General features: G+C 72.1%; 11 protein-coding genes. 6 read left to right on the top strand and 5 right to left on the bottom strand.

Annotation, left to right across the window (positions count from 1 at the left end):
- Together ACQPY4_RS07210 and mfd are read right to left on the bottom strand one after the other, a co-directional pair.
- Positions 1-663: a hypothetical protein gene (locus ACQPY4_RS07210; RefSeq protein ID WP_433333695.1), complete on the bottom strand. Its 663-nt coding sequence runs from the start codon at positions 661-663 to the stop codon at positions 1-3.
- Positions 664-705: 42 nt separating this feature from the next.
- A complete protein-coding gene (gene mfd / locus ACQPY4_RS07205; RefSeq protein WP_433333693.1) occupies positions 706-4,203 on the bottom strand; it encodes a transcription-repair coupling factor in 3,498 nt (1,165 codons plus the stop codon).
- A gap of 238 nt (positions 4,204-4,441) precedes the next feature.
- Here mfd and ACQPY4_RS07200 point away from each other — a divergent pair, with 238 nt between their 5' ends.
- The 4 genes from ACQPY4_RS07200 to cysC all read left to right on the top strand — a co-directional run bounded on the left by ACQPY4_RS07200 (position 4,442) and on the right by cysC (position 8,841).
- Entirely contained in the window at positions 4,442-5,005 is a 564-nt protein-coding gene (locus ACQPY4_RS07200) for a TetR/AcrR family transcriptional regulator (protein WP_433333691.1), read from the top strand.
- Complete coding sequence (locus ACQPY4_RS07195) at positions 5,002-6,546, top strand: MFS transporter (RefSeq protein WP_433333689.1); 1,545 nt, start codon at positions 5,002-5,004, stop codon at positions 6,544-6,546. The genes ACQPY4_RS07200 and ACQPY4_RS07195 overlap by 4 nt, the downstream gene beginning before the upstream one ends.
- Positions 6,543-7,253, top strand: coding sequence for a class I SAM-dependent methyltransferase (locus ACQPY4_RS07190; RefSeq protein ID WP_433333687.1), 711 nt, complete (start codon positions 6,543-6,545; stop codon positions 7,251-7,253). Before ACQPY4_RS07195 ends, ACQPY4_RS07190 begins: the two co-directional genes overlap by 4 nt.
- A gap of 115 nt (positions 7,254-7,368) precedes the next feature.
- On the top strand, positions 7,369-8,841 hold the full coding sequence (gene cysC, locus ACQPY4_RS07185; protein ID WP_433333685.1) for an adenylyl-sulfate kinase: 1,473 nt from the start codon (positions 7,369-7,371) through the stop codon (positions 8,839-8,841).
- On the opposite strand, the gene ACQPY4_RS07180 is transcribed toward cysC, so the two are convergent.
- The 3 genes from ACQPY4_RS07180 to ACQPY4_RS07170 form a co-directional block, all read right to left on the bottom strand.
- Positions 8,838-9,272 carry a nuclear transport factor 2 family protein gene (locus tag ACQPY4_RS07180; RefSeq protein WP_433333683.1) on the bottom strand — a complete coding sequence of 145 codons (435 nt, stop codon included), beginning with the start codon at positions 9,270-9,272 and terminating at the stop codon, positions 8,838-8,840. The two genes, cysC and ACQPY4_RS07180, sit on opposite strands and share 4 nt — an antisense overlap.
- A 10-nt stretch (positions 9,273-9,282) precedes the next feature.
- Complete coding sequence (locus tag ACQPY4_RS07175; RefSeq protein ID WP_433333681.1) at positions 9,283-10,128, bottom strand: pyridoxamine 5'-phosphate oxidase family protein; 846 nt, start codon at positions 10,126-10,128, stop codon at positions 9,283-9,285.
- 83 nt (positions 10,129-10,211) lie between these two features.
- Positions 10,212-10,673, bottom strand: coding sequence for a VOC family protein (locus ACQPY4_RS07170; protein WP_433333679.1), 462 nt, complete (start codon positions 10,671-10,673; stop codon positions 10,212-10,214).
- Between the two features lie 107 nt (positions 10,674-10,780).
- Here ACQPY4_RS07170 and ACQPY4_RS07165 point away from each other — a divergent pair, with 107 nt between their 5' ends.
- Together ACQPY4_RS07165 and ACQPY4_RS07160 are read left to right on the top strand one after the other, a co-directional pair.
- The gene (locus ACQPY4_RS07165; protein WP_433333677.1) at positions 10,781-11,350 is read left to right on the top strand and encodes a CGNR zinc finger domain-containing protein; all 570 of its coding nucleotides are present in this window, start codon (positions 10,781-10,783) and stop codon (positions 11,348-11,350) included.
- Between the two features lie 7 nt (positions 11,351-11,357).
- Positions 11,358-12,119 carry a PIG-L deacetylase family protein gene (locus ACQPY4_RS07160; RefSeq protein WP_433333675.1) on the top strand — a complete coding sequence of 254 codons (762 nt, stop codon included), beginning with the start codon at positions 11,358-11,360 and terminating at the stop codon, positions 12,117-12,119.
- The last annotated feature ends 62 nt before the right edge of the window (positions 12,120-12,181 follow it).

Genomic DNA, 12,181 nt, shown 5'->3' with positions numbered 1-12,181 from the left:
TCAGCGGACACCCGACTCGCGGGCCGAGAGCTTGTAGGTGATCGGGCCGAGGCTCTCCTGGCTCTTGTCGAACGAGCCGAACCTCGGGTTGACCTTGATCTTCAGCCCGTCGATGGTCTGCCCGTACAGCGCCTTGATCTGCTCGCCCGCGGCCTGCTCGCCCTGCGGGGTGCCGTTGGCCCCGAACTTCTGGGCGGCGGTCGCCAGCGTGACCGAGAACCGCGCCATGTCGCGGTGCCGGCTCTTGGGCAGGCCGTAGACCAGCGCGGTGACCTCCTGCGTGCGCTGCCCGCCGTTCTCGGCGATGTACCGGTCGACGCCGCCCTCGGTGACGTTCAGCCCGGAGCGCTCGGCCATCCGGTCGCCGATGCGGATCCGGACCATCATGTCGAGCGCCTGGCGCCGGGGGTTCTCGGCGAGCTTCTCCAGGACGAGCTGCAGCCGGGGGTTGAGGTTGGGGTTGGACCGCAGGTTGTTGGCGACAGGGTCGGCCTTGAACTCCTTCTGCCAGTCGCGCACCGCGGAGTCGAGCGCCGACACGGTGATGCGGTCGTCGCCGACGATGGCCGCCGCGCCGACCTTCCACGGGTCGCCGCCGCAGCCCGCCAGCGCACCGGCCGCCACGGCGACGGCCGCCGCGACCTTCAGAGTCTTACCGAACACGCGTCCCCATCTCCTCGTTGATCTTTGAGAGCGTCGCCCAGCTTAGGATTTGATCGGCTCCAGGAACAGGGCGTCCACCAGGTCGGTGGCCCATTGGAGCAGCTCGCGGTCGCGCAGCGGGCGGCCGCCCAGCGGCGCGGTCTTGGGCGTGGGCACCAGCAGGGTGTTGATGTTCTGCTTGAGCAGGCTCTTGGGGTAGAGCCGCTGGAGCCGCACCTGCCGCGAGTCGGGCAGGTCGACCGGGGCGAACTTGATGAAGTTGCCCTGGACGGTGACCTCGGTGAGCCCGGCCCGGCGCGCCTTGGCCCGGAACCGCGCGACCTCCAGCAGGTTCAGCACCGGGACGGGCAGCGGCCCGAAGCGGTCCTTGAGCTCGTCGTGCACGGCGCCGATCTCGTCGTCGGCGGTGATGGCGGCGATGCGGCGGTAGGCGTCCAGCCGGAGCCGCTCCCCCGGGACGTACTCGTGCGGGAGGTGCGCGTCGATGGGCAGCTCGACCTTCGTCTCGGGCATCGGCCGCTCACGGTCGCCGCCGCCCTCCTTCAGGTCGCGGACGGCCTCGCCGACCATCCGCACGTACAGGTCGAACCCGACCCCGGCGACATGCCCGGACTGCTCGGCGCCGAGGATGTTGCCCGCGCCGCGGATCTCCAGGTCCTTCATCGCGACGTACATGCCCGCGCCCATCTCGGTGTGCTGCGCCAGCGTCGCCAGCCGCTCGTGGGCGGTCTCGGTCAGCGGCGCCTCGGGCGGGTACAGGAAGTAGGAGTAGGCGCGCTCGCGCCCGCGCCCGACCCGGCCGCGCAGCTGGTGAAGCTGCGAGAGCCCGTACATGTCGGCACGGTCCACGATCAGGGTGTTGGCGTTGGGGACGTCGAGCCCCGACTCCACGATCGTGGTCGCGACCAGCACGTCGTGGTTGCGCTCCCAGAAGTCGACCATCACCTTTTCGAGCTCGTTCTCGTTCATCTGGCCGTGCGCGGTGGCGATCCGCGCCTCCGGGACGAGCCGCGCCAGGTTCGCCGCGACCTTGTTGATCGAGCGGACCCGGTTGTGGACGAAGAAGACCTGCCCCTCGCGCAGCAGCTCGCGGCGGATCGCCGCGGCGATCTGCTTCTCCTCGTAGGGGCCGACGAACGTCAGGATCGGGTGCCGCTCCTCGGGCGGGGTGAGGATGGTCGACATCTCGCGGATGCCGGTCAGGCCCATCTCCAGCGTCCTGGGGATCGGGGTGGCCGACATCGCCAGCACGTCGACCTGCGTGCGGAGCCGCTTGAGCTCCTCCTTGTGCTCGACGCCGAAGCGCTGCTCCTCGTCGATGATGACCAGGCCGAGGTTCTTGAAGCGGGTCTGCGCCGACAGGATGCGGTGGGTGCCGACCACGACGTCCACGCCGCCCTCGGCCAGCCCGCGGAGAGTCTCGTCGATCTCGCCGTCGGTCTGGAACCGGCTGATCGGCTTGACCACGACCGGGAACGCGCCGAACCGCTCGGAGAACGTCGACAGGTGCTGCTGGACGAGCAGCGTCGTCGGCACCAGCACGGCGACCTGGCGCCCGTCCTGCACGGCCTTGAACGCCGCGCGGACCGCGATCTCGGTCTTGCCGTAGCCGACGTCGCCGCAGATCAGCCGGTCCATCGGGATCGGCTTCTCCATGTCCTCCTTGACCTCCTCGATGGCGGCGAGCTGGTCGGGCGTCTCCACATACGGGAAGGCGTCCTCAAGCTCGCGCTGCCACGGGGTGTCGGCCGCGAAGGCGTGCCCGGGGCTGGCCATGCGCGCCGAGTACAGCCGGATCAGCTCGCCGGCGATCTGCTTGACCGCCTTGCGCGCCCGCGACTTGGCCTTCTGCCAGTCGGCGCCGCCGAGGCGGTGCAGGCTGGGCGCCTCGCCGCCGACGTACCGGGTGAGCTCCTCCAGCTGGTCGGTCGGGACGAACAGCCGGTCGCTCTTGGCGTATTCGAGGATGAGGTACTCGCGGGTGGCGCCCTGCACGGTGCGGCTGACCATCTCGACGTAGCGTCCGACGCCGTGCTGCTCGTGGACGACGTAGTCGCCGGGGCGCAGCTGGAGGGGGTCGACGCCGCCGCGCCGCCGCGAGGGCATCCGGCGCATGTCCTTGGTGGAGGACTTCTGCCCGGACAGGTCGGTCTCGGTGACGACGGCCAGCCGGATCGACTCCCAGGTGAAGCCGTTCTCCAGCAGCCCGGTGGTCACGTTGACGATCGACGGGGCGGGCTCGCCGGGCAGGTCGGTGAGCTTGGCGCCCAGGCCCTCCTCGCCGATGAGCTGGACGAGCCGCTCGGCCGGGCCGTGGCCGGGGGTGACCACGACGACGCGCCAGCCGCCGTCCACCCAGCCCTTGAGGTCGCCGATCACGCGGCTGGTGTCGCCCCGGTACGCCTCGGCGGGGTGGGCGCCGAGGTTGAGCGCGTCGCCCTCGGGGTTGAGCCCGGTGATCGTCCAGCGGGCCAGGCCCAGCTCGGCGTTGTGCGCGCGGACGTCCTCCAGCGACCGGAACGAGGCGGCGCCCAGGTCGATCGGCGCCTCTCCCCCGGCGGCGGCGTTGACCCAGCTGGCCTCCAGGAACTCCTGGCTGGTGCGCACCAGCTCGACGGCGCGGGTGCGGATGCGCTCGGGTTCGCACACCAGCAGCGCCGAGCCCTTCGGCAGCAGGTCGGTGAGCAGCTCCATGCCGTCGGCCAGGACGGGCGAGAACGCCTCCATGCCCTCGACGGTGTCGCCGTCGGCGATCCGGTTGAGGATCTCCTCCAGGGACGGGTGCTCGTCGGCCAGCCGCTTGGCGCGCTCGCGGACGGTCTCGGTCAGCGGCAGCTCGCGGCACGGCGGCGCCCACAGGCCGTCCCCGGCGACCTCGAGGGAGCGCTGGTCGGCGGCCTTGAAGTAGCGGATCTCCTCGACGCTGTCGCCCCAGAACTCCACCCGCAGCGGGTGCTCCTCGGTGGGCGGGAAGACGTCGAGGATGCCGCCGCGCACGGCGATCTCGCCGCGCTTCTCGACCAGGTCGACCCGGTGGTACCCGGCCTCGACCAGGCGCCGGACGACGTCGTCGAGCTCGGCGTCGTCGCCGCCGCGCAGCCGGACCGGCTCCAGGTCGCCCAAGCCGGTCACGAGGGGCTGCAGGACGGCGCGCACCGGGGTGACGACCACGTCGAGGCGTCCGCCGGCGCCGTCGCCCGCGTCGGGGTGCGACAGGCGCCGCAGCACGGCCAGGCGCTGGCCGACGGTGTCGGAGCGGGGCGAGAGCTTCTCGTGGGGCAGCGTCTCCCAGGCCGGGAAGTGCGCCACGCGTTCGGGGTCGAGCAGGCTCGTCAGCGCCGAGGCCAGGTCTTCGGCCTCGCGGCCGGTGGCGGTGACCGCCAGGACGACGCCGTCGCCCACCCGGCGCGACAGGGCCGCGCTGAGAACGGGCCAGAGTTGGGGAGGCGCCACCACGTCATGGTCGAGGCGCGCCCGTTCGAGGGCGTCCGCCAGCCCGGGATCGGTGCACGCAAGGTCAACAAGTCCAGAAAGCGTCATGGTCGCCCGCTCGTCGTCACGCTGCGCCTGCCGGGCCGCGTCGGGCGCGTCCCGGCGGCAGGAATCTTTGAAGGCGCCCCACCGGGGGCGGGGCAGCCGGAAGGCCCGAAATTCCTTGGCGGAACCTCGGTGCCGGAGTCCAGCCTACGCGTCCCGCCGCGAGCCCGTGCGGGCGACCCAGCGAAACCATCATGTATAGTTTGAGACGAAGTTGTCTCATCTAAGACAAGGATGGCGCATGACCCGCGAAGACCAGATCCTCGCCGCGGCGATCAAGCACCTGAACGAGCGCCCGACGGCCTCGATGGCGCAGATCGCCGAGGCCATCGGCGTCAGCCGCGCCACCCTGCACCGCCACTACGCCAGCCGCGAGGCCCTGCTGCACGCGCTCGGCGTCCGCGCGCTCGACCAGTGGGAGGAGTCCCAGGAACGCGCGCGCATCGACCGGGCCGCGGCCTCCGGCGACGCGGAGACCCTCACGGCCGCCCTGAAGACGCTCATCTACGCGCTGGTCGAGGGCGCCGAGGAGTACGGCTACGCCCTGACCGACCACTTCATGTACGCGATGCCCGACCTGGTCGCGCGCGGCGAGGCGCTGGAGGAACGCGAGATCGCCTTCTACGCCGCCGCCCAGCGGGCGGGCGTGCTCCGCGCCGACCTGCCGACGCGCTGGATCAGCAACCTGATCCTCGGCGTCATGATCACCGTCCGCGACAGCCTCCACCGCGGCGAGGTCGCCCGCCGCGACCTGGAGGCCCTGGCCTACACCACCTTCCTGCACGGCACTGGGGGAAAATCATGACCACGCCCGCGCCTCATCCGCACCGCTGGGCGGGGCTGGCCGTCCTGTCGGCGAGCCTGCTGCTCGTCGTGATGGACATGACGATCCTGAACGTCGCGCTTCCCGCCCTCTCCAACGACCTCAGGCCCGACTCGATCCAGCTCCTGTGGATGGTCGACATCTACTCGCTGGTGGTCTCGGGGCTGCTGGTCACCGTCTCCAACCTCGGCGACCGCTGGGGACGCCGCAGGATGCTGGTCACCGGCTTCGCCATCTTCGGCGCCGCCTCGCTCGGGGTCCTGATGGCCGACTCGCCCGGCGACGTCATCGCGGTGCGCGCCTTCCTCGGCGTCGGCGGCGCGATGATCATGCCCTCGACGCTCTCGATGATCCGGCAGCTGTTCACCGACCCGCGCGAGCGCGCCACCGCGCTCGGCATCTGGTCCACGATGGCGGGCATCGGCGCCGCGTTCGGCCCCATCCTCGGCGGGACGCTGCTGCAGCACTTCTCCTGGCACTCGGCGTTCCTGGTGAACGTCCCGGTGATGGTCGTGGCCATCGCCGCGGCCCTGTGGCTGCTCCCCGAATCGCGCAACCCCAAGCCCGGACGCTGGGACGCCGTCGGCACCGTCCTGTCGATCGTCGGCATGGCGGCGCTGATCTACTCCATCAAGCACTTCGGCAAGGACGGCTTCACCGACACCGGCGCGCTGGTGGCCTTCGCCGTGGCCGCGGCGGCGCTCACCTGGTTCGTCGTGCGGTGCCTGCGCCGTCCCGACCCGATCCTGGAGGTCAGGCTGTTCCGGCGGCCCGCGTTCTCGGCGGGCGTGCTCGCCGCGATCACCACGAGCATCGCGCTGGCGTCCACGATGCTGCTGATGACGCAGTGGATGCAGCTCGTCCAGGGGTACTCGCCGCTGGAGACCGGGCTGCGCGTGCTGCCCGAGGCGATCGGCGCGGCGGTCGTGTCGCCGTTCGCCCCCGCGCTGGCCTCGCGGATCGGCGCGCGCACCGTCCTGGCGGGCGGCGTGGCGGTCAGCGGGATCGGCTGCCTGGTGGTGCTCTTCGGGCCGCAGCCGCTGTCGTACCTCCCGGTCGCGATCGCGATGACGCTGATCGGCGCGGGCATGGGGTCGCTCGCCATCGCCTCGGCCGTGATCATGGCGGGCGCGCCGCCGGAGAAGTCGGGCAGCGCGGCCGCGATCGAGGAGACGTCCTACGAGCTGGGCGGGACGCTGGGCGTGGCCGTCCTCGGCAGCGTCGCCGCCGCCGTCTACCGCTCGGGGCTCTCGACCGACGAACTCGCGGCGCGGGGCGTCACGGGCGCGGCGGCCGACACCGCCCGCGAGTCGCTCGCCGGGGCCCTTGAGGTCATGCGCGACGGCCGTCTCGCCCTCGACGCCTTCAACGACTCCTTCGCCGGGGCCTTCGCGACCGGCGGCGTGCTGCTGCTCGCGGCGGCGGCCGCGATCTGGGCGCTGACGCCGAAGGACATGAGCCATGCCGAGAACCCCGAAATAGCAGACAGAACGAAGTCAAGTGATTACTCTGCGAAACTGTGACCGAACTGCGTACGCCGCCGGTCGACGACGGCGATCTGTTTTCAGAACGCGCCCGCCAGTACGCAGGCGAGAGGCCCGTTGACGTCATCCATGTCCTGGAGGCCGGCTGCGGCTGGGGCACCGGGCTCGATCTCGGCGACCGCGAGCACGAGGTCACCGGGGTCGATCTCGACACCCCGGCCCTGCGCGCGCACTCCGCCGCCCGCACCGATCTCCAGAGCTGCCATCTGGGCGACCTGCGTACCGTCCCGATGCCGCCGCGCGCCTACGACGTGGTCCACGCGCCGTTCCTGATCGAGCGGGTGCCCAACGCCGAGCTCGTGCTCGACCGGTTCGTGGCCGCGCTCAAGCCGGGCGGGCTGCTGCTGGTGCGGCTGCGCGACCGCGGCACGGCCTTCGGCTTCCTCGACCGGACGCTGCCCGAGCCGCTGTGGCGCAGCCGCGCGCACGACGCGCCGCCGCGCGCGGTGTACGACAAGGTGGCTTCCCGCCGGGGGATGCGCTGGTACTGCGTGATGCGCGGGCTGGTGATCACCGAGGAGTACACGGGCCGCGACTGCCTGGACGCCTTCGGGGCCGGTTCCGGCCTCGCCGGGGGGCTGTGCCGGACGGTCGCGGCGCTCACCCGGGGCCGCCTCTCCGCAGACCACAGCGAGGTGACACTGGTGATCCGCAAACCCGAGAACCGGTTCGCCCGGGTCATCTGACACCCGCGCCGCAGGGCCGAGGTGCGCGCACCCGTCCGACCTCGGTATTTTTCTGCGGAAACCCCTGATGACCTTGATCAGCCCGGGCCACCCCCGGGCAGGATCGGAGACTGCGGTGACCGCCGAAGCCGGCCTTCCCGACACGCTGCGCGACCTGCCCACCTGGACGCCCGACGCCGTCGAGCTCGCCGATCTGGAACTGCTGCTCGCCGGGGTCTACGGGCCCCTGCCCGGTTTCCTCGGATCGTTCGACACCGCGATGGTGATCGGCGGCGGGCGGCTGGCCGACGGCACCCCGTGGCCGGTCCCGGTCACGCTCTCGGTGCCCAAAGAGCTGACCGGCCACGACCAGGTCGTCCTCCAGGATCCCGAGGGCGTGCCGCTGGCCGTCCTCCAGGTCACCGAGGTCTGGCAGGACCCGACGACCCAGGCGTGGCGTCTTGCGGGCGGCCTCGAGGGCCTGCGCGCGCCCGCCCACGGACCGTTCCACAGCCTGCGCCGCACGCCCGCGCAGGTCGAGCGTCCAGACGGCCCGGTGCTGGCCGTCGCCACCCGCGAGCCGCTGCACCGCAAGCAGCTGGGCCAGCTCCGCCAGGTCGCCGAGGGCCTCGGCGCGCAGGTCCTGGTGCTGCCGCTGCTGGGCGGCCCGCACGACGACTCGCTGGTCCGGGCGCTGCTCGGCGTCCGCAAGGAGCTGCCGGAGGGCGCGCGGATCATCCCCGTCCCGCTGCCGCCCCGCGACATCGGGACGGACCGTGCCACCGTCCTGCACGCGCACATCGCCGCCGCGTACGGCGCCACGCACCTGCTGGGCGAGGCCGAGGTCGAGGGAACCGCGATCCCGGTGGCCGTCCCCGAGCCGTGGGCGTACGACGCCGACGTCGAGGTCTGGCGTCCGGTCGCCCGCATCGAGCCCGACCACGCCCGCGCCGAGCTGACCGCCGAGCAGCTCGGCGACCTGCTCGACCGGGGCGAGCCCGTCCCCGACTGGTACACCCCGCCCGCCGTCGCGGCCGAGCTGGCGGTGGCCCGCCCGCCCAAGACCGAGCGCGGCGTCACCGTCTTCTTCACCGGCCTGTCCGGCTCGGGCAAGTCGACGGTCGCGCGGGCCCTGGCCGACGCGGTGATCGAGCGCGGCGGCCGGACGGTCAGCCTGCTGGACGGCGACGTCGTCCGGCGCCTGCTGTCGGCGGGCCTGACCTTCTCCAAGGCCGACCGCGACCACAACATCCGCCGCATCGGGTACGTCGCCGCCGAGGTCACCCGCCACGGCGGCATGGCCATATGCGCGCCGATCGCGCCCTACGCCGCCACCCGGGCCGAGGTCAGGCTGATGGTCGGGGCCGTCGGCGACTTCGTGCTGATCCATGTCGCCACGCCGCTGGAGGAGTGCGAGCGCCGCGACCGCAAGGGCCTGTACGCCAAGGCCCGCGCCGGGCAGATCCCGGAGTTCACCGGCATCTCCGACCCCTACGAGGCCCCCGACGACGCCGACCTGGTGATCGACACCTCGCGGATGACGCCCGACGAAGCGCTCGACCAGGTGCTCGACCTGCTGGTGGACGGCGGCTGGCTGCGTCCGGCCTAGGGGACGGGCAGTGTGACCGGCCCCCCGGTGAGGACGCGGTCGGACTCGGCGATCGCGACGTCGTTGATGCTGGCCTCGCGCCGCCGCATCAGCCCGTCGTCGGCGAACTCCCACTGCTCGTTGCCGTAGGAGCGCCACCACTGGCCGCTCTCGTCGTGCCACTCGTACTGGAAGCGGACCGAGATGCGGTTGCCGGTGTAGGCCCACAGCTCCTTGCGCAGGACGTAGCCGTTCTCCTTCGCCCACTTACGGGTGAGGAAGTCGACGATGGCCCGCCGTCCGGTGAAGATTTCGTCGCGGTTCCGCCACACCGAATCCTCGGTGTAGGCGGCGGCGACCCGCTCGGGGTCGCGGGTGTTCCAGGCGTCCTCGGCGGCCTGGACCTTGGTCAGCGCCGTCTCCTCGGTGAACGGCGGCAGCGGTGGACGCATCGGTGTCTCCTCAGACGGTCGGGTTGAAGCGCGAGTACTCGGGGTCGCTCCAGCGCAGCGGGACGGCCCCGGGCGTCTCGACGACGCGGGTGACGGTGAAGTCGACGTGCCGCTCGCCCGAACTCCAGTCCGTCCGGGCGGTGCCGGACAGCTGGAGGGTCGTGCCGGTGGCGAAGTCGGGGAACAGCAGCCCGGCGGCGGGGTTCAGCTCCAGGTTGCCCAGGGTCATGAACATCGCGTTCCCCGGGTAGTCGGGCCACCGCAGCCGGGTCGGCGACAGGACCTCGACGAACCCGGGATTGCCGCCGCGATGCGAGGCGTCGGTGTTGCCGACGTCATCGGACGTGGCCACGAACAGGGTGTCGGCAGCGGTGATCCGCTCGATCTGACCGGGCTCCAGCACGGAGCCGGTGACGGCCGCGCCACCCGGCGGCCCGTCCACGATCTCGAGCACGTGGCGTTTCTGGATGTACTTCGGGCAGTTGGCGTACACCTGGTCGGGGACGACCCGGAGCCCGCCGTCCACAGGCTGTGCACGGCCGTTGACGCGCATCCGGCGCCGCCGGGCCGGATCGATGGCGATCATCCCGACCCTGGCGGGCCCGCCGAGCGCGGCGGCCAGCGGGTCGGACGGCCGGGGCCGCGCCGCGATCTCGACCGTGCCCGTTCCAGACGCCCGCACGAACCCGGGGCGTCCGGTCAGCAGCGTGGCCCAGAGCCGTCCGTCCCCGTCGGCGGCACCGACCACGATCATGGGCTGTTGCGCGACGAAGTCCGCCGCCACGGCCGGGATGTCGGCGCGGATCATCTGCGACCCGTGGTCGGCCTGCCGGACGAGCCCCGCCCTGGTTTGCACGGCACGCTCTCCGCGATGCCAGACCATCTCACTCCCCCTCGCCGGAGGGGTCCGGCCGCCGCTCGGGCGGCCGGACCGCATTGTTAGAAGAAGCCGCAGGTAGGAGCCGAGCCGCTCGGGGCGGGGGCCAGGTCTTCGCCCTTGGGCGTGTAGAGCTCCAGCCGGATCCCGTCGGGGTCGGTGAAGAAGATGCCGCCCGAGGCCGCGCCCTCGGCGTGCGGGACGACACCGTCGTACAGGAAGTCCGCCGACAGGTCCCGAAGGCGCCGCTCGGCCTCCCTGACCTCCTCGACCGTCTCCACCTGGAACGACAGGTGGTGCAGCCCGGGGACGTTGCCGGAGAAGCTCCCGTCGCTCTGCGGCCACAGCGTGACCATCAGCGTGCCGTCCCGTCCGAGGAAGGCGAAGTCCTTGCCGGGCTCGCTGCCCCGCGCCTGGACGTCGAAGCCGAAGACCCGCGTGTAGAAGGCGACCGACCGCTCCAGGTCGCTGACGTTCAGCCCGATGTGCCCGGTCTTCAGATCCGGGGAGACAAGGGTGGCCACAAGGCACCTCCAGATAGTTCTAACGGCAAAAGCGATCTCCTGCCGTTAGAACGATAGCGCATCCCCTAACGGAAACAACACCCCCGATCCGTTAGACTGAACGCGAGATGAACGAGCTGCTGGCGCTGGAACTGGCGAGCACGATCCGCGCGACCAAGAACGGGCTGATCGACACGATCGCGACCCCCGAGGCCCTCACGGCCTGGTCGCGCGAGCACACGGGCCTCGCGGTGACCGCCGACACGGCGCTCACCGAGCGGGCCGTCGCGCTGCGCCAGGCCGTCCGCTCCCTGTTCGCCCGCGCCGTCCGACCAGGCGAACCCAGCTCCGCCGACCCCGACCGCCTGCCGCCCCCCGAGGTCGCCCTCGCCCTGATCAACGAGGTGGCCGCGTCCGTCCCGACCACGCCCCGCCTCGACTGGCCGCCCGACGGCCAACCCCGCGCCGAGCAGGTGACCCAGACCTCCGACCCCGGCCAGGAACTCCTGGCGACCCTCGCCCGCGCCGCGATCGCCTTCCTGGCGGGCCCCCGACGAGAGCACCTGCGTACCTGCCCCGCCCCCCGCTGCGTGCTCTATTTCGTCAAGGAACACACACGCCAGGAATGGTGCTCCACCGCCTGCGGCAACCGCGCCCGCGCCGCCCGCCACTACACCCGCCACCGCACCGGGCAATGATGGGGTGATGGCGACCATCGTGGCCTTGCACGCCCATCCCGACGACGAAGTCCTGCTGACCGGCGGCACCCTCGCCCGCGCCGTGGCGGAGGGCCACCGAGTCGTGATCGTGGTGGCGACCGACGGGGTGATCGGACCACTCCCTCCGCGAGGATCACCCCGGCTGGACGAACTGCGCGCGAGCGCGGCCATCCTGGGAGCGCACCGCGTCGAGCACCTGGGCTACGCCGACAGTGGGCACGGCCGGCTCCTATATCCGGACCCACCGGACCGGACGCGCTTCGCTCGCGCCGATCTGGACGAGGCCGCCGAGCGGCTCGCCGCCCTCCTCCGCGACGAGCGCCCCGACGTCCTGCTCACCTACGACGCCAACGGCGGATACGGGCACCGAGACCACGTCAAGGTCCACCGGGTCGGCGCCCTGGCCGCCGAACTCGCCGGCGTGGAGCGTGTGCTTGAAGCGACGATGCCACGGGACGTCGTCGTGCGCCTGGTGCGGCTGATCCGCGCGCTCGGGATTCCCTTCCGCTACGACGAGAACGCACTCCACAACGTCTACAGCCCGGCCTCGGCCATCACCCACCGCGTCAACGTGCGGCGCTTCGCCCGGCAGAAGCAGGCGGCGCTGGCCGCGCACCATTCCGTGATCAACGCAAGCGGCAGGTCGGGCGGCGTCATGCGGGCGCTCACCCGCGTGCCCGCACCGGTGTTCGGCCTGCTCCTCGGCCACGAATGGTTCGCCGCCCAACCATCGGACCGTACCCCCTAGCTCAAACCAGCCTGTGCCGCCGCACCCAGCCCGTGATGGCGGCGGCGACGGCCTCCGCCCGG

The organism is Spirillospora sp. CA-294931 (assembly GCF_050946795.1).
Classification (GTDB): Bacteria; Actinomycetota; Actinomycetes; order Streptosporangiales; family Streptosporangiaceae; genus Spirillospora.
The sequence above is the reverse complement of the archived record's forward strand: the minus strand, read 5'-3'. Positions and strand labels throughout refer to the sequence as shown.

Bases quoted from the DNA above. Each gene is read 5' to 3' on its own strand.
- mfd (WP_433333693.1), bottom strand. From the start codon at position 4,203: ATGACGCTTTCTGGACTTGTTGACCTTGCGTGCACCGATCCCGGGCTG.
- ACQPY4_RS07200 (WP_433333691.1), top strand. From the start codon at position 4,442: ATGACCCGCGAAGACCAGATCCTCGCCGCGGCGATCAAGCACCTGAAC.
- ACQPY4_RS07195 (WP_433333689.1), top strand. From the start codon at position 5,002: ATGACCACGCCCGCGCCTCATCCGCACCGCTGGGCGGGGCTGGCCGTC.
- ACQPY4_RS07180 (WP_433333683.1), bottom strand. From the start codon at position 9,272: ATGCGTCCACCGCTGCCGCCGTTCACCGAGGAGACGGCGCTGACCAAG.
- ACQPY4_RS07165 (WP_433333677.1), top strand. From the start codon at position 10,781: ATGAACGAGCTGCTGGCGCTGGAACTGGCGAGCACGATCCGCGCGACC.
- ACQPY4_RS07160 (WP_433333675.1), top strand. From the start codon at position 11,358: ATGGCGACCATCGTGGCCTTGCACGCCCATCCCGACGACGAAGTCCTG.